Annotated in this window: 19 protein-coding genes; 15 read left to right on the forward strand and 4 right to left on the reverse strand. The window is 59.7% G+C overall.

Going from position 1 to position 22461, the window contains the following annotated elements:
* Positions 1 to 113: 113 nt before the first annotated feature.
* The 3 genes from ydfZ (at position 114) to fabF (ending at position 2301) form a co-directional block, all read left to right on the forward strand.
* Positions 114 to 311 carry a putative selenium delivery protein YdfZ gene (gene ydfZ, locus R2B70_RS19215; RefSeq protein ID WP_318162242.1) on the forward strand — a complete coding sequence of 66 codons (198 nt, stop codon included), beginning with the start codon at positions 114 to 116 and terminating at the stop codon, positions 309 to 311.
* Between the two features lie 188 nt (positions 312 to 499).
* Positions 500 to 1027 carry a winged helix-turn-helix transcriptional regulator gene (locus R2B70_RS19220; RefSeq protein ID WP_209794846.1) on the forward strand — a complete coding sequence of 176 codons (528 nt, stop codon included), beginning with the start codon at positions 500 to 502 and terminating at the stop codon, positions 1025 to 1027.
* Positions 1024 to 2301, forward strand: coding sequence for a beta-ketoacyl-ACP synthase II (gene fabF / locus R2B70_RS19225; RefSeq protein WP_042075850.1), 1278 nt, complete (start codon positions 1024 to 1026; stop codon positions 2299 to 2301). The genes R2B70_RS19220 and fabF overlap by 4 nt, the downstream gene beginning before the upstream one ends.
* A gap of 250 nt (positions 2302 to 2551) precedes the next feature.
* Here the strand turns inward: fabF and R2B70_RS19230 are convergent, their stop codons facing one another.
* The gene (locus R2B70_RS19230; protein WP_318162243.1) at positions 2552 to 3922 is read right to left on the reverse strand and encodes a DUF4397 domain-containing protein; all 1371 of its coding nucleotides are present in this window, start codon (positions 3920 to 3922) and stop codon (positions 2552 to 2554) included.
* A gap of 295 nt (positions 3923 to 4217) precedes the next feature.
* Between R2B70_RS19230 and R2B70_RS19235 the strand changes: the two genes are divergently transcribed.
* The 6 genes from R2B70_RS19235 (at position 4218) to R2B70_RS19260 (ending at position 10064) form a co-directional block, all read left to right on the forward strand.
* A complete protein-coding gene (locus tag R2B70_RS19235; protein WP_318162244.1) occupies positions 4218 to 5003 on the forward strand; it encodes a hypothetical protein in 786 nt (261 codons plus the stop codon).
* A gap of 146 nt (positions 5004 to 5149) precedes the next feature.
* On the forward strand, positions 5150 to 6043 hold the full coding sequence (locus R2B70_RS19240; RefSeq protein WP_318162245.1) for a LysR family transcriptional regulator: 894 nt from the start codon (positions 5150 to 5152) through the stop codon (positions 6041 to 6043).
* A gap of 198 nt (positions 6044 to 6241) precedes the next feature.
* Positions 6242 to 6643, forward strand: a complete 402-nt coding sequence (locus R2B70_RS19245) for an REP-associated tyrosine transposase (RefSeq protein WP_318162246.1) — start codon at positions 6242 to 6244, stop codon at positions 6641 to 6643.
* Between the two features lie 254 nt (positions 6644 to 6897).
* On the forward strand, positions 6898 to 8043 hold the full coding sequence (locus tag R2B70_RS19250) for a DUF262 domain-containing protein (protein ID WP_318162247.1): 1146 nt from the start codon (positions 6898 to 6900) through the stop codon (positions 8041 to 8043).
* Positions 8040 to 9200, forward strand: coding sequence for an AAA family ATPase (locus tag R2B70_RS19255; RefSeq protein ID WP_318162248.1), 1161 nt, complete (start codon positions 8040 to 8042; stop codon positions 9198 to 9200). Before R2B70_RS19250 ends, R2B70_RS19255 begins: the two co-directional genes overlap by 4 nt.
* A gap of 6 nt (positions 9201 to 9206) precedes the next feature.
* Complete coding sequence (locus R2B70_RS19260) at positions 9207 to 10064, forward strand: Txe/YoeB family addiction module toxin (RefSeq protein WP_412055153.1); 858 nt, start codon at positions 9207 to 9209, stop codon at positions 10062 to 10064.
* Positions 10065 to 10156: 92 nt separating this feature from the next.
* Here R2B70_RS19260 and uvrD read toward each other — a convergent pair whose 3' ends face one another.
* Positions 10157 to 12328 (reverse strand): DNA helicase II, encoded by a 2172-nt coding sequence (gene uvrD / locus R2B70_RS19265; RefSeq protein ID WP_318162249.1) that lies wholly within the window; start codon positions 12326 to 12328, stop codon positions 10157 to 10159.
* 416 nt (positions 12329 to 12744) lie between these two features.
* On the opposite strand from uvrD, the gene R2B70_RS19270 reads away from it, so the two are divergent.
* The 4 genes from R2B70_RS19270 to R2B70_RS19285 all read left to right on the forward strand — a co-directional run bounded on the left by R2B70_RS19270 (position 12745) and on the right by R2B70_RS19285 (position 17594).
* Positions 12745 to 13743 carry a BMP family lipoprotein gene (locus tag R2B70_RS19270; RefSeq protein WP_042075861.1) on the forward strand — a complete coding sequence of 333 codons (999 nt, stop codon included), beginning with the start codon at positions 12745 to 12747 and terminating at the stop codon, positions 13741 to 13743.
* Positions 13744 to 13830: 87 nt separating this feature from the next.
* Complete coding sequence (locus R2B70_RS19275; RefSeq protein ID WP_318162250.1) at positions 13831 to 15399, forward strand: ABC transporter ATP-binding protein; 1569 nt, start codon at positions 13831 to 13833, stop codon at positions 15397 to 15399.
* Entirely contained in the window at positions 15396 to 16514 is a 1119-nt protein-coding gene (locus R2B70_RS19280; protein ID WP_209794836.1) for an ABC transporter permease, read from the forward strand. Before R2B70_RS19275 ends, R2B70_RS19280 begins: the two co-directional genes overlap by 4 nt.
* A 114-nt stretch (positions 16515 to 16628) precedes the next feature.
* A complete protein-coding gene (locus tag R2B70_RS19285; protein WP_042075866.1) occupies positions 16629 to 17594 on the forward strand; it encodes an ABC transporter permease in 966 nt (321 codons plus the stop codon).
* Between the two features lie 76 nt (positions 17595 to 17670).
* Here the strand turns inward: R2B70_RS19285 and R2B70_RS19290 are convergent, their stop codons facing one another.
* Positions 17671 to 18852, reverse strand: coding sequence for a M28 family metallopeptidase (locus R2B70_RS19290; protein ID WP_318162251.1), 1182 nt, complete (start codon positions 18850 to 18852; stop codon positions 17671 to 17673).
* Between the two features lie 501 nt (positions 18853 to 19353).
* A complete protein-coding gene (locus tag R2B70_RS19295) occupies positions 19354 to 20259 on the reverse strand; it encodes a LysR substrate-binding domain-containing protein (protein ID WP_216991290.1) in 906 nt (301 codons plus the stop codon).
* Between the two features lie 118 nt (positions 20260 to 20377).
* Here R2B70_RS19295 and R2B70_RS19300 point away from each other — a divergent pair, with 118 nt between their 5' ends.
* Both R2B70_RS19300 and fghA read left to right on the forward strand, forming a co-directional pair.
* Positions 20378 to 21505: an S-(hydroxymethyl)glutathione dehydrogenase/class III alcohol dehydrogenase gene (locus R2B70_RS19300; protein ID WP_318162252.1), complete on the forward strand. Its 1128-nt coding sequence runs from the start codon at positions 20378 to 20380 to the stop codon at positions 21503 to 21505.
* Positions 21506 to 21556: 51 nt separating this feature from the next.
* The gene (fghA, locus tag R2B70_RS19305) at positions 21557 to 22411 is read left to right on the forward strand and encodes an S-formylglutathione hydrolase (protein WP_318162253.1); all 855 of its coding nucleotides are present in this window, start codon (positions 21557 to 21559) and stop codon (positions 22409 to 22411) included.
* Positions 22412 to 22461 lie beyond the last annotated feature (50 nt).

Below are 22461 nucleotides of genomic sequence, written 5' to 3' on the forward strand. Positions count from 1 at the left end.
GCCCCCTCTGCGATTTTTTTGATCTGTGACAGGCATCCCGTTTTTTGATGGGCGTAGTCTGGAGCCCGTTGTCCCGGCACGGGCCGGGACCCATACCCGAAAAGGAGAATGCCATGAAGATCTACGATCGAAACCGCAATATGCTGACCCTGGGCCAGCGCGTCATGATCGCCGCCACCGGCGCCGTCGACGTTCTGAAGGAGGCCCACACCGACAACCTGACCCCCTATGAGGCGGAGCACGAGAAGTGCGTGCTGCTGACAAACAGCCAGGAGCGCTACGCCCCCATCGAGTTGATTAGACTAGGCTGATCCCGTTTTCCGTCACCCTACTCTTTACAATTCACCCGGCCGCCGCGCCCCGTCGGTGGCCGGGTTTCTGACTCCCAGCTTTTCCTATCCCCAAGATGTCGTCCGCCACCGGATGACACGAGTCACTTGCATAATGGAAGTAAGGGCCGTAAGGTTACTTCCATTATGCAAGTAACCTGATGACCCATATGCGCAAGAAGAGTCTGAGTGAACAGCAGTGCCCCATCGCCCGCAGCCTGGATCACGTCGGCGAATGGTGGAGTCTGCTGATTATCCGCGATGCCATGCATGGCCTGTCGCGCTTCGATGAGTTTCAAAAGAGCCTTGGCATCTCCCCCAACATACTGACCCGGCGCCTGAGCGCCCTGGTCGAGGGGGGCCTGATGGAGAAGCGGCTCTACTCCGAACGCCCCCCTCGTTATCAATATGCGCTCACCCCCCGCGGCCAGGATCTCAGCACAGTGCTGATCGCGCTGCTCACCTGGGGCAACAACCACCTGGCGCCCGAGGGGACCAGCATCCAGCTGAGGGATGCCCAGACGGGCGAGCTGGTCGAGCCCCTGCTGGTGGACAGGCGCACCGGTCAGGAGATTTCACCCTCGCGCCACAGATTGGTGCCGGGACCGGCCGCCAGCGACGGCATGAAGCAGCGTCTGTGCCATGCCAATGGCGTGATGAGCGGCAACCCCCCTTCGAAACAGGAATCAGAATCATGACCTCAACTCGCATCGTGGTGACAGGAATGGGCGCGGTGACCCCCCTTGGATCTGGGGTGGAAACCGTGTGGCAACGGCTGCTGGCGGGCCAGTCCGGCTTGCGCCGCCTACCGGAGGCCTTCACCGAAGGGCTGGCGGCCAAGGTGGGCGCCATGGTGCCCTCCCTGGCCGAGGATCCCCTGGCCGGGTTTGACCCCGATGCCGTGGTGTCGACCAAGGAGCAGAAGAAGATGGATCGCTTCATCCTGTTTGCCATTGCCGCGGCCAAGGAGGCCCTGTCGCAAGCCAACTGGGCCCCCGCGACGGCAGCTGAGCAGGAGCGCACCGCCACCATCATCGCCTCTGGCATCGGCGGTTTCCCCGCCATCGTCGAGGCCGTGCGCACCACGGATGAGCGGGGCCCACGCCGCTTGTCCCCCTTCACCATCCCCTCGTTCCTGGTCAACATGGCGGCGGGCCATGTCTCCATCAACTTCGGCTTCAAGGGGCCGCTCGGGGCACCGGTCACGGCCTGCGCCGCCGGGGTGCAGGCCATTGGCGACGCCGCCCGGCTCATTCGCTGCGGTGAGGCCGACATCGCCATCTGTGGCGGGGCCGAGGCCACCATAGACCGCGTCAGTCTCGGCGGGTTTGCCGCCGCTCGCGCCCTGTCATCCGCCTATGCCGATGATCCCGAAGCGGCCTCCCGCCCGTTCGATGTCGACCGCGACGGCTTTGTGATGGGCGAAGGGGCCGGGATCCTGGTGATTGAGTCCCTGGAGCACGCCCTGGCCCGGGGCGCCACCCCCATAGTGGAGCTGGTGGGATATGGCACCAGTGCCGACGCCTATCACCTCACCGCCGGCCCGGAGGATGGCGACGGCGCACGCCGCGCCATGATGGCGGCCCTGGCGCAGGCCGGCATTCAGGGGGCGGATGTCCAGCACCTCAATGCCCATGCCACCTCGACCCCGGTGGGTGACAGGGGGGAGCTGGCCGCCATCAAGGGCGTGTTTGGCGACAACCACCAGATTGCGGTGACCTCCACCAAGTCCGCCACCGGCCATCTGCTGGGAGCCGCCGGAGGCATAGAGGCCATCTTCACCGCCCTGGCCATTCGCGATCAGCGGGTGCCTGCGACCCGCAACCTGCAGCAACCCGACCCCCTCGCCGACGGCGTGGACATAGTGCGGGGCGCGGCCCGTGACATGCGGATAGAGCACGCCATCTCCAACGGCTTCGGCTTTGGCGGCGTGAATGCCAGCGTGCTGTTCAAGCGCTGGCAGGGGGCCTGATCTCGCCGGCGACTGGGCAACTTGCCGTTGACTGAGCTGCCGGCGAACGCCTCGCCGACACCCTTCATCTTGGGATGCATCTTGGGACACCCAGCTTTTTGAGCTCGACCGCCAACCGCGGCGACACGCACAACAAGAGGTATGTCCCAGTTTTCCTGCCCGATTCGTTCAGGATTTCCCACCATAAAAAGACCCAAACTGATATCTCAGTTTGGGCCTCATTGCGGGTCGATGGATCAGCGGAGGAGCATCAGTTGCTGCCGACGTCCTCCAGGATCAGCAGCGCAGGATCCACGCCCCCCACGCTGTCAGACAGGGCCGCCGCGGTCAGCACCTGGCCATCGGCCAGGGTGACCGGCAGGGGGCCAATGACCGGCGCCTTGTTGCCCGATGCCGTGACGGTGACAAAGTAGTCTCCGGCGGCGACGGCAAGATAACCGCTGTCCGCCTTGAAGGGCACGGCCTTGAGCACCGGAGTCGCGCCGCCGATGTCCGTCCCCGCGGTCAGGTAGACGTCCACCGCCGGGGCCGTGGGGGCCGCATGAAGTACCCTAAGCTGCGCCTCGGTCGCCACCGAACGACCGGTGTCGGTCAGCAACAGCGGCTCTATGGTCTCGCCGGATGGCCCCATCAACTGGCCCACGGCAAACAGGGAGTAGCGGGCGCCCGCCTTGAGCGGCACGTCGCTGGCGTTGATCACCTCGGGTGCAGTCGCGCCGGTCGGCGTCACCACAAGGTCATAGTCGGCGGCGGCCAGCTCCAGATACCCGGTATCCCCCTTGAAGGCCAATCCTTGCAGCGGAGCCGCGGTCGGGGCCACGCCATTCACCCGGATGTCGACGGCAGGGGCATCGGCAACCACATGAACCACCCTCAGCTGAGCCTGCTCATCGGCAGACAGGATGGGGGTGGCACCAGCACTGTCGATGGCGAGCAGCTTGACCGGGCTTGGCCCCGCCCCCAGGTTGTCGATCGCCGCGATCAGCAGGTCGCTACCGCCGTCGAGGGTCAGCGGGCCCGAGTCATACACCGCGGCCGCGCTCCCAGGCAGGGTCAGCCGGATCTGGTATTCACCCGCAGGCAGGGTCAGGGGGTCGCTATGGGTCTTGAAGGGGATATTGGCCAGCGTCGGGCTGGTCAGCGCGGCCCCGGGAGCGGTGACATGGACGTCGACGGCGGGGGCATCCGGCGCGGCATGCAGCACCTGCACGCGAATATCCCCGCCCGAGGGCGCCTGGTTCGGCCGCTCAATCACCAGCGGGCCAAACGCGGTATCCCCGCTCCCCGCCAGCTTGCCCACCGCCAGCACGTCGTACTGGGTGTCCGGTTTCAACTCGAGCGACACCGGGCCTATGACGGTCGTCGTACCGCCCGGCAGTATGCCGTCTACCGCGAGCTCGTGACTGCCTGCCGCAATCGGCTTGAGCCCGCTGCTCGAGCCATAGTCAACGGCCGTCAGGAATGCAGCCCCATAGACACTGACATTCACCTTGGGGGCATCGGGGGCGAGGTGGCTGATCCTGATGGCGGCATTGGGCGGACTGCTGTCATTGTCACTGCCTCCGCACGCAGCCAGACCCAGTATCATTGCGAGTGCGGCACAACGTTGAATCCATTTCATCTGGTCATTCTCCATTGATTGGTCCCCACAGGCATATGCACCTTCCTAATGACTGGATCATCATCCTTTGTACTTTATTTGCCCAGGCTGTGACGCAGCCTGGACGGCCAGGGGCGGCTCACCCGCCCTGCCCCCGTCACGTCGGCAGAGAGCGCCTGGTTCACCTGGCGGGTGTGCCCGCACCATGTCCCCTGCTATTGATTACTAACAGTAAATTTTCATATCAGCCGAGCGCCATTTCAGTGCACTTTCTACCGTCCTAGACTGCTCATCGAACCTTAACGAGGAGTCTTGTATGAAACTCATCCATATTACTTTGCTGGCCGGCACCATTGCTTCGGCCCTCTCTTTCAACACCTTTGCCGGTGACCTGGTCTCGGTGCAGTTCAGCGATGGCCGTCCCGCCGTCAGCGGGGTCGAGGCGGTCAACAAAGCGCTCAACCCCATCGGCGTCAACGTGGTCACCGTCGACATTCCCGACGCGGCCAGGCCGCTGCTCGAAGCCTCCCACCACCGTGCGTTGACCAAAGCTGAGCACGGCGCCCTGATTGCGGCCTTCAACCTGAGTCAGGGGGAGCTGCTGGAGCAGGCCAGGCTCGCAGGGCGCGAGCCCGCGGTGCAGGGGGGCGGCGTCGCCACCGAGGAGACCGGCGTCGGCCCCTACCCCAAGGTCTATGACCTGATGGCGCTGGACGATCGCACCCGCAGCGCCGTGCTCGGCAAATATGGCCGCATGCACGTCAACTCCGCAGAAGACGGCACCGACATCGACGAGGTGATGACGGTGGTCAGCGGCGGGCCGTTCCGCTGGGGCTTTACCCTGAAAGACGGCAGCATCGCCCGCTTCCAGATAGACAAGGTGGGCCTTCAGGACAAGGCCGTGCGGATCAGCTATCACGGGCTGGGCATGCACGCCGGGTTGATGGACGCCAGACAGGGTCTGCTGGTGGCCTTCGCCCACGGCCCCAGAGCATTCACCATGCGCTACCAGGCCGACGTGCCCCACGCCCAGCTGCTCGGCACCAACCCCTGGGCCGATGTCGGCATCAGCCTGCCTCCCGCACCGGGCAAGGCGCAATAAGCCACCGCGGCACCGGGCGGTCGGGTCAAGGCCCTGCCGCCCTTGTTGCGCCTCTCTGTTACCTGGCGCCCGACGAGCCGGATAGGGTGAATTCACCGCGCCATGATGGCACCATCGTTTACCAGTGGTGAATTATCGGGGGCAAGATGAACAAGATCACGGCGCTGAACGTCTTTCGTCGGGTGGTGGAGATGGGCACCTTCAGGGCGGCGGCGGACGACCTGCACCTCTCACAGGCGGCGGTCAGCAAGAACATCAACGAGCTGGAAGCCTTTCTCGGCATCGCCCTCATCAACCGCACCACCCGGCGGCTGAGCGTCACCGAAGCCGGCATGGCCTATTACCGCCAGATTTGCGCCGTGCTGGACGGCCTGGAGGCCGCCGACCAGTCCATCATGGCCGCCTCCTTCACCCCCAGGGGCAGGCTGAGGATCGGCATGCCCATGTCCTACGGGCTGATCCGGCTCAACCCCCTTGTCTGCGACTTCCAGCGCCGCTATCCGGAAATCGGCATCGAGGTGATCCTGAGCGACGCCTACATGGATCTGGTGGATCAGGGGCTGGACGTGGTGATCCGGGGGGCAGGCACCCTGGAGGACTCCACCCTGCGCGCCAAACCCCTGTGCGAGGTGCAGCGGGTGCTCTGCGCCGCCCCCGACTACCTCCAGGCGGCGGGCCAGCCCGCTCACCCGGCGGATCTCAAGGCTCACAACTGCCTGCGCTACAGCCTCTCCTCCTCCCCCGGCAAGTGGTGCTTCATCCGGGACGCGGAGAGCCTGGCGGTAGAGCTGCCCCCCGCCAGCTTCTGTGCCAACAGCGGCATCGCCCTGAAACAGGCGGCGGTGCAGGGGCTTGGGGTGATCCTGGTGCCGGATGAATTCGTGTCGAACGACCTGTCGGACGGCTCCCTGGTCAGACTGCTCCCCGACTGGCAACCCGACCCCCACGCCCTGTTCGCCGTCTACCCCTTCCACAAGGAGCAGTCCCGCAACGTGCGGCTCTTTATCGAATTTATCGTCAAGGCGTTTCAGTTGCGGTGAGCCTGACAGGCGGGAGCTTGGGGTTTGTGCCTCTCGGCCACGACACCGATAACCCAACTGTATGGCGGCGTGTAGGTTCGATTAGCGAAGCGTCATCGGACGTTCGCGTAATGGAACATCTGCGTCATCATGGCCTGCAAGCAGATCGACGTGAGGCAAGGCTATGCTTGGCTTTTCGGCCGAGGCGAGAGGAAGGGTATGGCCAACTGGCGGCGGGCATGGTGGCCCGGCGGAACCTGGTTCTTTACCGTCAACCTGCTGGAGCGGCGCAACAACCGGTTGCTGGTGGAGCAGATCGACCTGCTGCGCCACAGCGTTGCCAAGGTGCAACAGGCTCACCCCTTCGCCATCCACGCCTGGGTGGTGTTGCCCGACCATCTCCACTGCATTCTCTCTTTGCCGGAGGGGGACAGCGATTTCCCCCTGCGTTGGCGGCTGCTCAAAAGCCACTTCTCCCGCGCCTTGCCGATGACCGAGCGCCGCAGCCAGACCCGGCTACGCCACGGGGAGCGGGGCATCTGGCAGCGCCACCATATGGATTACGTCCATATCAACCTCCTCAAGCATGGTCATGTCACACGGGTGGCCGATTGGCCGTAGAAGGGATTGAAGTGAACCTTTCAAGGTTTTTTCCTTTGCGAAGGATCGAAGCTGAAAGGTGTATGTCCTAGGTTTTTATCTCAAAATTTTTATAAGGGTTACCTCTCAGAGAATCAACACCAACTAGATCTATGCACCCAGACAAAGGTACACTACGAAGAAATAGCAATGAGTAGCTGTGATTTTTATGTGTTATGAGCATCCCATGCTATGCATAGTTGTGGCTTTATTTTTAATTTAACAGTGGGGTATTTATGAACCACGAGGCTCAAGAATTCGATGATCTGTTTGAAGACTCGGACGAGTTGGAAATAGAGGAGCAACTTGAAAATGTTAGTTTGGCATCTCCATTTTCTACCAAGGATATTAAGGTTAACACGCAGACAATTGCATTATCTGCTCTAATTGCTAGATTGAATTATGATGAAATTGACCTTCAACCTACATTTCAGAGAAAGAGTGGTCTATGGACAAACACTCAAATGAGTAGGCTTATAGAGTCTATTTTGTTGAAGATGCCCTTGCCAATTTTCTATTTTGACGTGTCTGAACCAAGTCGTTGGCTTGTTGTTGATGGATTACAACGTCTGTCTGCTATAAAGCGCTTTGCGGTAGATAATAAGAGGCCATTGAAACTCACTAACTTAGAGTTTTTAGGAGAACTAAATGGTCTGACTTATGCCGATCTACCTAGGCCAATGCAAAGAGTAATTGATGAAACTCAGATTGTCACTTATCAGATAGAACCACAGACACCTAAGGAAGTAAGATATTCTATCTTCAATAGAATTAACACCGGGGGGTTGAAACTAAATTCTCAAGAGATCCGGCAGGCTCTGAACCAAAAAGGAATAGCAGTTAAATTCCTGAAGGATGAATGTGAGTCTATAGATTTCAAACGGGTTGTTAATATTCGCACAGATAGAATGCTGGACCGTGAGCTTGCTTTACGCTTTTTCGCATTTAGACTCCTTAAAATTGATGATAATTTTAAATCATTATCTTCATTCTTAGATAGAGCGATGGAGAGAATAGATGAAAATAAGTACGTATCATCCGAATTGAAAATATTAAGCGATGATTTTAGGAGAGCGTTGAGGATCTCAGAGGCTATTTTTGGTCCTAACCATAAATTTAGCAAAGCGATCATTGGTGATGGTAAAAGAAATTTAAATAGATCGCTGTTTGATGTCTTAACTGTTTGCTTTAGTCAAATAAAAGACACTGAAAAATTCATTAATAATAAAGATATATTCAATCAGAAGTTGAGAAATATGTTGTCTGACGAGTCATCTATTTTAAGTCAAGCTATATTTCAAGGAACTAGCTCAAAGAGAGCTGTTACAGATCGCTTCTCAGAGATGAGGAAATTGATTGGCGAAATGGAAGATATAATATGAGACTAAGTGTCATTTCATTAAAAAACTTTAAAAGTTTTGAGAGTGTTAGAATTGAGCTCTCAAATTTAAATGTTTTATCTGGTTCTAATAGTGCTGGTAAGTCATCCATAATTCAAGCATTACTTCTGTTGAAACAGAACAATGAAAACATTCGTTTTTCATTGTTTTCAGCAAGCATGGAGGATAGTAAAGCAAAAATACCTAGATTTGATATAAATGGTCCATTAGTTAAATTAGGGCAAGATGGTGGATTATTGTATATAGATGCATCTGATGATGAGATTGTATTATCAGTGAGTGATACGTTGGGTCAAGTCAATGTGTCAAACTGCGCTAACCAACATTGGAAAGTTGAGTTAATAGAATACAATCAAACAAAAAAAGATCAAAGTAATAGATTATTATCTAAATTGGGTTCCCTACGAAGACTAGTTCCTGACTTTAAGTATTTGAGTACAAACAGAGAGTCCCCAGATATTATTTATCCACTATCTAATTCAGATATAGAGGATGAATCCTTGGGGATACATGGGCAATTTACAGCCCATTATTTAGCTAAAAACAAATCAACTCCAATAAGGATCAAGGCACTAGTTCACCCTGATAGTCACACTGACCATCTTCTTGAAAATGTATCTAAATGGCTTTCTGAAATAAGTAGTAACATTGATGTATCTTCCAAAATAATACCGGAAGCCAATAAAGCAGCACTCACATATAATTATACTTATGGCCATAATCGCTCTCGCCCAATAACTCCAGTCAATGTTGGCTTTGGTGTAACACATGTATTACCAGTTATCACACAGCTACTGATGGCGAAAAAAAATGATCTCCTAATAATTGAAAACCCAGAGGCCCATCTTCATCCTAAAGGACAGGCAAATTTAGCAAGACTAATCAGCCTTGTTGCATCACAAGGTGTACAAATCATAATTGAAACACACAGCGATCATATACTTAATTCAATTCGAGTATGTACGAAAGAAGGTATAATATCAAAAGAAAAGTCTAAGATTTATTTTTTCCAGCATAATCAAAACTCATTATCTTCATTTGCTACAGAAATAAGTATTAATAGTGATGGCTCTGTTACATCTTGGCCTTCAGGCTTCTTTGATGAATGGGATAATCAATTAGACAAGTTGCTTTGGTGATTGACAATGACTGCATTTGTGATCTTCAATGAGCTATCACTCCCATTAAGTGATAATATGTGGGAATTTCAAATCAGAGATTATATTGAGTTAATCAACTTGCTTAGAGAAAAAGGTGTTAGCTCAGTAAGAGTAAATCAGCACTTCAAAAATATAGATTTTTTTACAGAAACAAAATCTTTACCTGCTTTTTTTGGGGGGCTACCAAATGGTGATATGAAGACTAGACTTAGAAGTCTTCTTATTAACCAGTCAAACTTTTATGATAGTCCATTAATAAAAGAAAATGAAGGTGAGCAATTAATTGAGTTGACAATAAATAGCGAATATTATCTAGATGGTAGAGTTGTTAATGGCGGTTTGGCGTGTGCTCACATATGGAATACTTTATCTGTCAACTTCAACACAAAAGAAATATGGGCTAACAATAGCGTACCATTAGAAAAAATTTTCGTTGATGGGACTTCACAAGAAGTCAAAGTGTCATTACTCACTAATTTAGAACACTGCGAATTTCATAAAGAGGAAATAAGCAGAATAATAAAAATACCAGAAAACATAGATGAACTACTTGTGTTTTGTGAATTTATTAGTTCTATCTATACGTATAGAGTATCATTTTCCCATGATGCTAGTGAACAACTTGTACAGTTAACGACAAGGAGCATAAATTATTTGTATCGAATTTACGAACTAATTAAATCTATAAAGGCTACTCCTTCTGAAGGTATTGGAAAACCAGAAAAATTAAAAGAAAATTTAACTGGATTCTCATCAAGGAGAATTGATGATGAGCATCGTTTAGTCTACAGAATTATAAGTGCACAAGACATTGAAGTAAGTCAATGCCTCGGGCATTACTAATTCTAAAAGGATTTTTAATTATAGTTTTTTGGCTAAAAATATATCATTAACCCGGCCTAAGCCGGGTTGGTTGTTTCAAAAAGCGGGAAAAATCAGAGCGCCTCCAATCTGGCATAAGCCGTCACCAACCACTTGGCGCCGACGTCGTCGAACTGGATCTGCACCCGGCTCTGCTGGCCGACCCCTTCGAAGTTGAGTACCACCCCTTCGCCAAATTTTGGATGGAGCACCCGCTGGCCGAGCTTGATGCCGCTGGCGTCGAAGCTCTGCTGCACCTCGTTCTGGCTGAAGCGACCGTACTGGGTGGGTCTGCTCACCTGGGTGCGCAGGCGGATCTCTTCCAGACACTCGGCGGGCATCTCGCGGATAAAGCGGCTCGGCTTGTGGAACATCTCGCGGCCGTAGATGCGGCGGCTCTCGGCATAACAGATGTAGAGCTTCTCCATGGCGCGGGTCATGCCGACGTAACAGAGGCGGCGCTCCTCTTCCAGCCGGCCCGACTCCTCGGTGGATTGCTGGCTGGGGAACATGCCCTCTTCCACGCCGACCAGCAGCACCAGGGGATATTCCAGCCCCTTGGCGCTGTGCAAGGTCATCAGCTGCACCGCATCGGCGTATTCGTCCGCCTGATTCTCGCCGGATTCCAGCGCCGCGTGGGCGAGGAAGGCGGAGAGATCGCTCATGTCTTCCAGCTCGTCCGGGCGCTGGTACTGGCGGCAGGCGGTGACCAGTTCGTCCAGGTTCTCTACCCGCGCCTGGGACTTCTCGCCCTTCTCCGCCAGATACATGGCCTTGAGGCCGGAATTCTGGATGGCGATGTCCGCCTGCTGATGCAGGGGCAGCATGCCAACCTGCTCCTCCAGGGCATCGATGAGATCCACAAAACCGCGCACCGCGTTGCCGGCGCGGCCGGTCAGCACCTTGTCGTTAAGCAGTGCCTTGGCGGACTGCCAGAGGTTCTGGCCCTGATCCCGGGCGTTGCTCCGCAATATCTCCAGGGTGCGATCGCCGATGCCGCGGGTTGGCGTGTTGACTACCCGCTCGAAGCTGGCGTCGTCGCCACGGTTGTTGATGAGCCGCAGGTAGGCCATGGCGTCTTTAATCTCTTGCCGCTCGAAGAAGCGCAGGCCGCCGTAGATGCGATAGGGCATGGCGTCCTGCATCAGCGCCTCTTCCAGCACCCGCGACTGGGCGTTGGAGCGATAGAGGATTGCGCAGTCGGCGAGCAAGCCACCTTTCTCCTTCCAGTCCTTGAGGCGGCCGACCACGAAGCGGGCCTCGTCCACCTCGTTGAAGGCGGCGTACAGCGAAATCGGCTCACCCTCGGCCCCCTCGGTCCACAGCTCCTTGCCAAGGCGCTCGGCGTTGTTGGCGATGACGCTGTTGGCGGCTTTGAGGATATTGGCGGTGGAGCGGTAGTTCTGCTCCAGGCGGATGGTCTCGGCGCCCTGGTAGTCGGTCAGGAAGCGCTGGATGTTCTCTATCTTGGCGCCGCGCCAGCCGTAGATGGACTGGTCATCGTCGCCGACGATCATCACCTTGCCGGTGTCGCCAGCCAGCATCCGCAGCCAGGCGTACTGGATGCCGTTGGTATCCTGGAACTCGTCCACCAATATGTTCTGGAAGCGATCCCGGTAGTGCTCGAGGATGTGGGGCTTGTTCAGCCACAGCTCGTGGGCGCGCAGCAGCAGCTCGGCAAAGTCCACCAGCCCGGAGCGATCGCAGGTCTCCTGATAGGTCTTGTAGATCTGCTGATAGGTGCGGGTGACGGGGTCGCCGTAGAGATCGATGTCACCGGGGCGCAGCCCCTCGTCCTTCTTGCCGTTGATGTAGCCCATCACGGCGCGGGGGGCCCAGTGCTTCTCGTCGAGGTTGAGCGCCTTGAGCACCCGGCGAATGAGGCGGTACTGGTCGTCCGAGTCGAGGATCTGGAAGTCCTGCGGCAGGCCCGCATCCAGATGGTGGGCCCGCAGCAAGCGGTGGGCGATGCCGTGGAAGGTGCCTATCCACATGCCGCGCACCCCGTCCCCTATCACCTTCTCGACCCGGCCGCGCATCTCGGCCGCCGCCTTGTTGGTAAAGGTCACCGCGATGATGGAGAAGGGTGAACAGCGTTCCACCTGCATCAGCCAGGCGATGCGGTGCACCAGCACCCGGGTCTTGCCCGAGCCGGCACCGGCCAGCACCAGCAGGTTGCAACGGGGGGCCGCCACCGCGTCTCTTTGCTTGTCGTTGAGCCCGTCGAGCAGGGTTGAAACGTCCATCACCACTCCTGTTTATTTATACAGGCGGGGATTATACGGCCTGAGGCGCCAGAGACCAAATCAGCCTGACGGGAAGCTGTGCCCGACGGCCCAGTGCCGCGGGAGGCGTCCGGGGTGCAAATTGGCGTCAATGGAAGCCTTGATTTTCATCGACAGACGAAAACGCTTGCGCCTAACTCGATGAATACAAACAAAAATGTCATTTGACACCTATTAATCACAGCATTTAGTTCTGGAAACAACGACAAAAACAATCACTTATAAGGCAAATTGCTTATATTTCAAACCGTTAACGCAAACGTTTTTCCTTTATGATCTCCTTGACCCACAATCTGGCTCACTTACAGTTAGCCAGCGTGCTTTATGACCTGCCACGGCAGGTTGTGGACCCTCACATAACAATCAAGGATACGATCGTGACTAAAGTGCTCAAGCTGGCCACCGTGGCCGCCCTCACCCTTGCTGCCCTGTCCGCTCAGGCAGCCTCCGAGCCCGCCGTCATCTATGACACCGCAGGCAAATTCGACAAGTCCTTCAACGAAGCCGTGTTCCGCAACGGCGTCGAACTCTACAACAAGGACAAAGGCGTCAAGGTCAAGGAGTTCGAACCCCAGAACGAAGCCCAGCGCGAGCAGGGCCTGCGTCGTCTGGCCAGCCGTGGCAACGGCCCCATCGTCGCCGTCGGCTTCAACATGGGCTCCGCGGTAGAGAAGGTCGCCACCGAGTTCCCGAACACCCAGTTCACCATCATCGACATGGTGGTCGACAAGCCGAACGTGCAGTCCCTCATCTTCAAGGAGCATGAAGGCTCCTTCCTGGTGGGTGCCCTGGCCGCCATCGCCTCCAAGACCGGCAAGGTCGGCTTCGTGGGCGGCATGGACATCCCGCTGATCCGCAAGTTCCAGTGCGGCTACGAGCAGGGCGCCAAGTACATCAATCCGAAGATCGACGTCTACCAGAACATGACCGGCTCCACCCCGGCGGCCTTTGCTGACCCGGCCAAGGGTGCCGAGCTGGCCAAGTCCCAGTTCGCCAAGGGCGCCGACGTGGTCTATGCCGCCGCCGGCGGTACCGGCATCGGTGTCTACCAGGCCGCCAAGGACGAAGGCAAGTTCGCCATCGGCGTGGATTCCAACCAGAACCACCTGCAACCCGGCACCATGCTGACCTCCATGGTCAAGTCCGTCGGCCTGGCCGCGTACAAGACCTGGGATGACGCCGCCAAGGGCACCTGGAAGCCCGGCATCCAGTCCCTGGGTCTGGCGGAAGGCGGTGTTGACTGGGCGCTGGACGAGAACAACGCCAAGCTGATCACCCCGGAGATGAAGGCCAAGGTCGAGAGCATCAAGGCCGACATCATCGCCGGCAAGATCAAGGTGCACGACTACATGAGCGACAACTCCTGTAAGTACTGAGTCACCGCTACTACTCTCAACCCAAGATGACCGGCCCATACGGGCCGGTTTTTAGTCTCTACTTCATGACTCGCAAGGACCTGCATCATGGACCAGACAGATCGCTATGCCATCGAATTAAGAGGTATCGATAAGCGCTTTGGCGAGGTTTACGCCAACAAGCAGATCGACCTCAAGGTTCGTAAAGGCAGCATTCACGGCATCGTCGGCGAAAATGGCGCCGGCAAGTCGACGCTGATGAGCATCATCTACGGTTTCTACCACGCCGACAGAGGCGAGATGCTGATCGACGGTCACCCCTTCAAACCCCATGGCTCACAGGATGCGATCGCCGCAGGCGTGGGCATGGTGCACCAGCACTTTATGCTGGTGAACAACTTCACCGTGCTGGAGAACGTGATCCTCGGCGCGGAAAACGGCTGGCATCTGGGCAAGAGCCTGGGCGCGGCCGAGAAGCTGCTCGGCGAGCTGGCGCGGGACTACGGTCTCGAGGTGCCGCTGCACGAGAAGATCGAGGATCTGCCGGTGGGCCTGCAGCAGCGGGTCGAGATCCTCAAGGCGCTCTATCGCGGCGCCCGTATCCTGATCCTGGACGAGCCGACCGGGGTGCTGACCCCGCAAGAGGCGGATCACCTGTTCGAGGTGCTCAAGAAGCTGCGGGATCAGGGCACCACCGTCATCATCATCACCCACAAGCTGCGGGAGATCCTGGCCATCACGGATCAGGTCTCCATCATGCGCCGCGGTGAGATGGTGGCCCACGTCGCCACCAAGGATACCGACAAGGAGCAGCTCGCCGAGCTGATGGTGGGCCGCAAGGTGCGCCTCAAGGTCGACAAGGGCACCGCCCACCCGGGCGAGGCCAAGCTCAAGGTCGAGGGCCTCAGCTACGTGGACGACGCCGGCGTGGAGCGGGTCAAGTCCGCCAGCTTCGAGGTACGGGCCGGGGAAGTGGTCGGCATCGCCGGCGTCTCCGGCAACGGCCAGTCCGAGCTGCTCAGCCTGCTCGGCGGCATCATCAAGCCCAGCAAGGGCAGCTTCAGCATCCTGGGTGACGGCAAGGCCCACCTGGTCGATCCCTCCCGCCCGGCCAACCCGGAGCAGGTGCGCAACTTCGGCCTCGGCCACATCCCGGAAGATCGCCACAAGATGGGGCTGATCAACCGCTTCGAGGCGAAAGAGGCCTTCATCCTCGGCTACCACCAGCGCGCCCAGTACAACAAGGGCTGGCTGCAGAACAAGGAGGCGATCCGCCAGGATTGCCAGGCCAAGATGGACAAGTGGGACGTGCGCCCGCCCCATCCCGAGCACAAGACCGCGAACTTCTCCGGCGGCAACCAGCAGAAGCTGGTGATCGCCCGGGAAGTGGAGCAGGACCCGGATGTGCTGCTGGTCGGCCAGCCGACCCGCGGGGTCGATATCGGCGCCATCGAGTACATCCACCAGCAGATCATCGCCATGCGCGACAAGGGCAAGGCCGTGCTGCTGGTGTCGGTGGAGCTGGACGAGATCATGAGCCTCTCCGACCGTATCCTGGTCATCGCCGACGGTCGCATCGTCGGCGAGCTGGACGGCGCCAAGGCCGATGAACGCACCATAGGTCTGATGATGGCTAACATCATTCCCGACGAGATTGCCAAGGAGGCTCGCCCATGAGCCAAGCACGTGTTCCCGCCTGGATTTCCGTGGGCGTCCTGCCCGCGATCAACATACTGCTGGCCTTCCTGGTGTCGGCCATCCTGTTCTATTACCTCGACATCAGCCCGATCGATGCCGCCGAGATCATGTGGTATGGCGCCTTCGGCACCGGCGAGGGGATAGGCTTCACCCTCTACTACGCCACCGGCTTCATCTTCACCGGTCTGGCGGTGGCGGTGGCCTTCCACGCCGGCCTGTTCAACATCGGCGGTGAGGGGCAGGCCTATATCGGCGGCCTCGGCGTCGGTCTGGTCTGCCTGCTGCTCGGCGACGTCTTGCCGTTCGCCCTGCTGCTGCCGCTCGCCATCATTGCCGGCGGTCTGTTCGGTGCGGCCTGGGCCTTCATCCCGGCCTGGCTGCAAGCCAAGCGCGGCAGCCACATCGTCATCACCACCATCATGTTCAACTTCATCGCGGCCTCCTTGATGGCCTACCTGCTGGTGGACATCTTCAAGCCGGCGGGCTCCATGGCCACCGAGAGCAAGGTGTTCGCCGTGGCGAGCTGGCTGCCGAAAATGAGTGAACTGGCGGCCGGTTTCGGCATGGAGATGCCCAACAGCCCGCTCAACATCAGCTTCTTCTGGGCGCTGATCTGCGCGCTGCTGGTCTGGGTCTTCATCTGGCATACCCGCTGGGGCTACGAGATCCGCTCGGTCGGCGCCAGCCAGAGCGCCTCCGCCTATGCGGGCATCTCCTATCCCAAGGTGGTGATCCTGGCCATGGTGATCTCCGGCATGCTGGCGGGCTTCTTCGCCCTCAACGTGCTGCAGGGCGAGCTGCACCAGATCAAGCTGAACTTCGTGGAGGGCTTCGGCTTCACCGGCATCGCGGTGGCCCTGATGGGGCGCAACCACCCGGTCGGCGTCATCATCGCCAGCCTGCTGTTCGGCTTCCTCTATCAGGGCGGCGCCGAGCTCAGCTTCGAGTTCGGGGTGGACCGCAACATAGTGGTGGTGCTGCAGGGTCTGGTGATCCTGTTCTGCGGCGCCCTGGAGCACATGCTGCGCCCGCGCATCGAGCAGGCCTACCTGGCCTTCGCCAACCGCTCAGCCGCGCAAGTCAAAGGAGCCTGACCATGTTCGAAACCCTGATATTGATGCTGGATGCCACCATCCGTACTGCACCGCCGCTTATTCTGGCCGCCATGCATGACAGGAATGTTCTGTGCGTAGAAGGGAGTCCAAGCCATGTTTGAAACCCTGATATTGATGCTGGATGCCACTATACGCACCGCACCGCCGCTCATTCTGGCCGCCATGGCCGGGATGTTCTGTGAACGCTCCGGGGTGGTCAACATCGCCCTGGAGGGCAAGCTGCTGGCCTCCGCCTTCGCGAGCGCGGCCGCCGCCGCCGTCACCGGCTCGGCCTGGATCGGGCTCGGCGTCGGGGTGGGGATCTCCATCCTGTTCGCCCTGATGCACGGCTTCGCCACCATCACCCACCGCGGTGATCAGGTGGTGAGCGGCATGGCCATCAACATACTGGCGGCCGGCCTGACCGTGACCCTGGGCCGTTACTGGTTCGATCAGGGCGGCCAGACCCCGGCACTGTCCGGTGACGCCCGCTTCGCCCCCATCGACCTGCCCTACGCCAAGGAGCTGTACGACGTGCCCGTCATCGGCCAGCTCTACAGCGAGCTCTTGAGCGGCCACTCCCTGCTGGAGTACGTGGCCTTCGCCGCCGTGCCGCTGGCCTGGTGGGTGCTGTTCCGCACCCGCTTCGGCCTGCGCCTGCGCGCCGTGGGCGAGGCCCCGGCCGCGGTCGATACCGCCGGCATCTCCGTGGTGCGCATGCGCTACACGGCGCTCATCATCGGCGGCCTGCTGGCAGGCATCGGCGGCACCTACCTGGCGGTGGCCCAGACCGCCCAGTTCATCCCGAACATGAGCGCGGGCAAGGGCTTCATGGCACTGGCTGCCCTGGTGTTCGGCAAGTGGCGCCCCTGGAACGCCATGGCGGCCTGCCTGCTGTTCGGCTTCCTCGATGCCGTCGCCATCCGGTTGCAGGGGGTCAGCATCGGCGACTTCCCGATCCCGGTACAGGCCATAGAGGCGCTGCCTTACATTCTGACCGTGTTCCTGCTGGCCGGCTTCATCGGCAAGGCGGTGGCACCCAAGGCGCTCGGCACCCCCTACGTCAAGGAACGGGAATAGCTTCCCGCCCCTGCCAAGAATGCAAAAGGCCCACGGAAGTGGGCCTTTTTTTGCGTGCCTCATTGCCCCTGACGCCTCAGTTTATCTTGCCCATCTCGATGGCGAAGCTGGTGGCCAGCTGGGCGAACTTGAGGGCGTGGGCAGCCGAGGGATCGGAATTCTGCAAGGTATCCTGGGCGGTGTGAATATTGGGGTTGTAGTCGTTGAAGCGCGACTCGAACGGCATGGCGGCCGGGTAGCCCTGATTGTGCCAGGAGGCGTGATCCGAGCAGCCGTAACCGCAGCTGTCGTAGCCGTAGCGGATCTGGGGCAGATAGGCGTCGAGCAGCTGGGCCAGATAGCCGGTCAGCCCCTGGTCGGTGTAATCGGTCATGAAGACGATATCTTCCGCCGAGCCCTGGTAGTTGGTCATGTCCAGCTGCAGCGCCGCCAGCACCTTGGTGTTGGCCGCCTTGTAGCGGGTGGCGATGTCCTTGGAGCCCCGCAGCCCCACCTCTTCCGCCGCATAGCCGATGAACTGCAGGGTGCGCTCCGGCTGGCGACCCTGCTCGGCGATGACCCTCAGCACCTCGGTCAGGGTGGCGATGCCGGAGGCATCGTCGTCGGCGCCGGGGGCCAGGGTGCGGCTGTTGGGTGCCGAACCCGCGGTGGAGTCGAGGTGACCGCCGAGCACCACCACTTCGTCCGGGTAGCGGCTGCCCTTGAGGGTCAGTACCACGGATTGCTGTGGATAGCCGCTGTGCTTGACCCGGCTGACGCTGGCCCAGGGCAGGGCGGCGCTCAGGGTCTGCCACTGGCCGGCTACCCAGTCTGCCGACTGCACCCCTGTGGTGGTGGTGTAGTAGCGGTTGCGCCAGCTGGCGAGCTGGCCGATGGTGCCGGCTATGTTGCCCTGATCCAGATAGGGCAGCAGCCGGTTGACGCTGGCCCCCTGGGTCAGCGGCGGGGCACTGAACAGGTTCTGGCTGATGGGCTGGGCCATGCTCTGCAGGGCGTCGGCCAGGGTGCTGTGCACCACGTAGCCGCCGCAGCGCTGATGACCTTCGTGCATCAGGTGGGAGAGGGTGCCGAGTTCGCTCGCCTCGACCTGGGCCAGCTGGATCGGGGCGCCGTTGGCGCTGAACAGGGGAGCCGGCTTGGCCTTGACCTGCTTGAGCTCGACGCCGCTGTCGGCACCGATCGTGATCCAGACGGGGTCGGCGGCCTGTGCGGCGAGGGGCAGCAGGGGGAGCAAGAGGGCGGTCAACAAGGGTTTCATATCGGATCCTTCCAGATAGTGTTGCGGGCATGTGTGCCAAATGGGTGTCATAAGACGACCTGGCCAGTCTAGCCAAGGGTAAATGGGTGTGGACTTGCCCGTCTGGTGCGGCCATCCCTCCGTCCGGTGGGGGCCGCGGCAGGATCTGCTGTCTACTGCGCCGGCATGAGGGAGTCTGACGGAGCTTTGTGCTGGCGAGGGGAACCTGCGCAGCGTGCCCGCCGCAGAGGCGGCGTGCGGCCCTGACCTGGGGGGCTGACAAAGGGAGTCAAACTGTGCCATGCCGGCGCGGATAGCCAGGGGCAGCAGCGACGGGCCGGCATGGGTGATCCATGACATCATCGGATGGGGAGCGGCCAGCGCCTGTTGAGCAACAGGACGCTGGCGCCAGGTCATGGGAAGCGAAAGGTGTTGCAAGGCTGGGGGGGACGGTCCCCACAGCGATGGCCTGCTTCAACATCTGCTTTCCAGCACCTGATGGGGGCGTCTGTTATCAGAGAGTCAGCCGATGGGCCGCACCAGGGCGGGCTGATGGGGATCGCTGAGGCGCTCGGCCAGATAGTCCACCAGCAGCCGCACCTTGGGGGAGAGGTGGCGGTTGTGGGGATAGAGGGCCCAGATCCCCTCCTCGGGGGCACGCAGCTCCGGCAGCAGCTCGATGAGCTCCCCCCGGGCCAGGTGGTCGCTCACGTAGTAGTCCGGCAGCTGGATGATGCCGATCCCCTTGATGGCCGCATCCAGCAGGGCGTGGCCGCTGTTGCACTGCAGCAGGCCGCGCACCCGCACGCTGTGGGGTTTACCGTTCAGGGTGAAGTGCCACTCGTCCCCGTTGCCCACCAGACAGGTGTGACGGGCCAGCTCCGAGAGGCTGTTGGGCATGCCGTGACGGGCGGTGTAGGCCGGCGAGGCGCACACATAGGGCACCCGCTGCGCCAGCTTGCGGGCCACCAGGGTCGAGTCCTTGAGGTGGCCGAGACGGATGGCGAGATCGTACCCCTCGTGCACCAGATCCAGCAGCTGGTTGGTGAGGTTCAGGGTCACCTCCAGCTGGGGAAAGCGCACCATGAAGTCGTTCACCAGGGGCGCGATGCGGCTCTCGCCGTAGGAGACCGGGGCCGTGATGCGCAAGGAACCTTGCGGCACCGCCTGATGGCGCCCCACCGCCAGCTCCGCCTCGTAGAGGTTGTCCAGCAGTTGGCGGCAGTGGCGAAAATAGATCTCCCCGAGTTCGGTGAGACGCACCTGGCGGGTGGTACGCAGCAGCAGCTTGGCCTGCAGCCTGTCCTCCAGTTGCGCCACCTGGCGGCTCACCTGGGCCACCGACACCCCGAGCTTGCGCGCGGCCGGGGTGAAGCCCCCCTGCTCCGCCACGCTGACAAATTCACAGACCCCTTCCCAGCCGAACATTATTACCTGTGTGTAAAAGTGATTTGATACTTAGCGTTATTATCACCAAATCGGCGGAAAACTACACTGGATCTCCGAACTCATTTCCGTTCATCCAACCACTACGAGGACGTCATTCATGGCACAGGTTCAGAGCATCAAGTGCAAGGCCGCCATCGCCTGGGGACCGGGTCAGCCCCTCTCCATCGAAGAGGTCGAGGTCATGCCGCCCCAGGCGGGCGAGGTGCGGGTGCGCATCGTCGCCACCGGCGTCTGCCACACCGATGCCTTCACCCTCTCCGGTGAAGATCCGGAAGGGGTCTTCCCCTGCATCCTGGGCCACGAGGGTGGCGGCATCGTCGAGTCCATCGGCGAGGGCGTCACCAGCGTCAAGGTCGGCGATCACGTGATCCCCCTCTACACCCCGGAATGCGGCGAGTGCAAGTTCTGCAAATCCGGCAAGACCAACCTGTGCCAGAAGATCCGCGCCACCCAGGGCAAGGGGCTGATGCCGGACGGCACCACCCGCTTCTCCAAGGACGGCCAGCCCATCTATCACTACATGGGCACCTCCACCTTCAGCGAATACACGGTACTGCCGGAGATCTCCATCGCCAAGGTGGATCCGGCCGCCCCGCTGGAAGAGGTCTGCCTGCTGGGCTGCGGCGTCACCACCGGCATCGGCGCCGTGATGAACACCGCCAAGGTGAAAGAGGGTGAGAGCGTCGCCATCTTCGGGCTGGGGGGCATAGGCCTCTCCGCCGTGATCGGCGCCCGCCTCGCCAAGGCCGGCCGCATCATCGCCATCGACATCAACGAGAACAAGTTCGAACTTGCCCGCAAGCTGGGCGCCACCGACTGCATCAACCCGAACACGTTCGACAAGCCCATCCAGGAGGTGATCGTCGAGCTGACCGACGGCGGTGTCGACTTCTCCTTCGAGTGCATCGGCAACGTCAAGGTGATGCGCGCGGCGCTGGAGTGCTGCCACAAGGGCTGGGGCGAGTCGGTCATCATCGGCGTGGCCGGCGCGGGCCAGGAGATCAGCACCCGTCCATTCCAGCTGGTCACCGGCCGGGTGTGGCGCGGCAGCGCCTTCGGCGGCGTGCGTGGTCGCAGCGAACTGCCGAGCTACGTACAGCGCTACATGAAGGGGGAGTTCCGCCTGGACGACTTCATCACCCACACCATGCCCCTCGAGCAGATCAACGAGGCGTTCGATCTGATGCACGAAGGCAAGAGCATCCGCACCGTCATCCACTACTGATCCCATGAGCGCCCCGCCCATCGATGCATGGGCGGGGCAAGGAGTCCTTACATGAATCTGGACATCATCAGCAGCAACAAGAGCTTCGGCGGCTGGCACAAGCAGTATCGCCACCGCTCCAATGTGCTGGGGTGTGAGATGCGTTTCGCCATCTACCTGCCACCCCAGGCCCTCACCGGCCAGAAGGTACCCGTGCTCTACTGGCTCAGCGGCCTCACCTGCACTGACGAGAACTTCATGCAAAAAGCCGGGGCCCAGCGCATCGCCGCCGAACTCGGCATCGCCCTGGTGGCACCGGACACCAGTCCACGCGGCGAGGGGATCCCGGACGATCCCGGCTACGATCTCGGCATGGGGGCGGGTTTCTACGTCAACGCCACCCAGACCCCCTGGCGGGATCACTACCAGATGTATGACTACGTCACCCGGGAGCTGCCCGAGCTCATCGAGACCCACTTCCCGGTCTCGACCCGGCGCGCCATCAGCGGCCACTCCATGGGGGGCCACGGCGCCCTCATCGCCGCCCTGCGCGAGCCCGGCCGCTACCGATCCGTGTCGGCCTTCAGCCCCATCAGCCACCCGAGTCGCTGCCCCTGGGGCCAGAAGGCGCTCGGCGCCTACCTCGGCAACAACCCCCTGCTGTGGCAGGAGTGGGATGCCTGCCAGCTGCTGCGCCACCACGACAGCCCGCCCCTGCCGACCCTGGTGGATGTGGGGCTGGACGACCCCTTCCTGGCGGAGCAGCTCGGCATCGACACCCTGGCCGAAGTGGCCGCCACCCGTGAGTGGCCCCTCGCGCTCAACCGCCACCCCGGTTACGATCACAGCTACTACTTCGTGGCGAGCTTCATCGAGGCGCACCTGCGCTTTCACGCCAGCCACCTGGGCGAACCGGCCCGGGATTGACGCGGGCAAGCGGAGCGCTGCCAAGCCACATGAAAAAAGGCCCCGCGGGG

The sequence above is a fragment of the Aeromonas sp. XH genome (assembly GCF_033348475.1).
Lineage (GTDB): Bacteria > Pseudomonadota > Gammaproteobacteria > Enterobacterales > Aeromonadaceae > Aeromonas > Aeromonas sanarellii.

Excerpts from the sequence above, each read along its gene's own strand:
- ydfZ (WP_318162242.1), top strand. The coding sequence starts at position 114 with ATGAAGATCTACGATCGAAACCGCAATATGCTGACCCTGGGCCAGCGC.
- R2B70_RS19220 (WP_209794846.1), top strand. The coding sequence starts at position 500 with ATGCGCAAGAAGAGTCTGAGTGAACAGCAGTGCCCCATCGCCCGCAGC.
- fabF (WP_042075850.1), top strand. The coding sequence starts at position 1,024 with ATGACCTCAACTCGCATCGTGGTGACAGGAATGGGCGCGGTGACCCCC.
- R2B70_RS19230 (WP_318162243.1), bottom strand. The coding sequence starts at position 3,922 with ATGAAATGGATTCAACGTTGTGCCGCACTCGCAATGATACTGGGTCTG.
- R2B70_RS19235 (WP_318162244.1), top strand. The coding sequence starts at position 4,218 with ATGAAACTCATCCATATTACTTTGCTGGCCGGCACCATTGCTTCGGCC.
- R2B70_RS19240 (WP_318162245.1), top strand. The coding sequence starts at position 5,150 with ATGAACAAGATCACGGCGCTGAACGTCTTTCGTCGGGTGGTGGAGATG.
- R2B70_RS19245 (WP_318162246.1), top strand. The coding sequence starts at position 6,242 with ATGGCCAACTGGCGGCGGGCATGGTGGCCCGGCGGAACCTGGTTCTTT.
- R2B70_RS19250 (WP_318162247.1), top strand. The coding sequence starts at position 6,898 with ATGAACCACGAGGCTCAAGAATTCGATGATCTGTTTGAAGACTCGGAC.
- R2B70_RS19255 (WP_318162248.1), top strand. The coding sequence starts at position 8,040 with ATGAGACTAAGTGTCATTTCATTAAAAAACTTTAAAAGTTTTGAGAGT.
- R2B70_RS19260 (WP_412055153.1), top strand. The coding sequence starts at position 9,207 with ATGACTGCATTTGTGATCTTCAATGAGCTATCACTCCCATTAAGTGAT.
- uvrD (WP_318162249.1), bottom strand. The coding sequence starts at position 12,328 with ATGGACGTTTCAACCCTGCTCGACGGGCTCAACGACAAGCAAAGAGAC.
- R2B70_RS19275 (WP_318162250.1), top strand. The coding sequence starts at position 13,831 with ATGGACCAGACAGATCGCTATGCCATCGAATTAAGAGGTATCGATAAG.
- R2B70_RS19280 (WP_209794836.1), top strand. The coding sequence starts at position 15,396 with ATGAGCCAAGCACGTGTTCCCGCCTGGATTTCCGTGGGCGTCCTGCCC.
- R2B70_RS19285 (WP_042075866.1), top strand. The coding sequence starts at position 16,629 with ATGTTTGAAACCCTGATATTGATGCTGGATGCCACTATACGCACCGCA.
- R2B70_RS19290 (WP_318162251.1), bottom strand. The coding sequence starts at position 18,852 with ATGAAACCCTTGTTGACCGCCCTCTTGCTCCCCCTGCTGCCCCTCGCC.
- R2B70_RS19295 (WP_216991290.1), bottom strand. The coding sequence starts at position 20,259 with ATGTTCGGCTGGGAAGGGGTCTGTGAATTTGTCAGCGTGGCGGAGCAG.
- R2B70_RS19300 (WP_318162252.1), top strand. The coding sequence starts at position 20,378 with ATGGCACAGGTTCAGAGCATCAAGTGCAAGGCCGCCATCGCCTGGGGA.
- fghA (WP_318162253.1), top strand. The coding sequence starts at position 21,557 with ATGAATCTGGACATCATCAGCAGCAACAAGAGCTTCGGCGGCTGGCAC.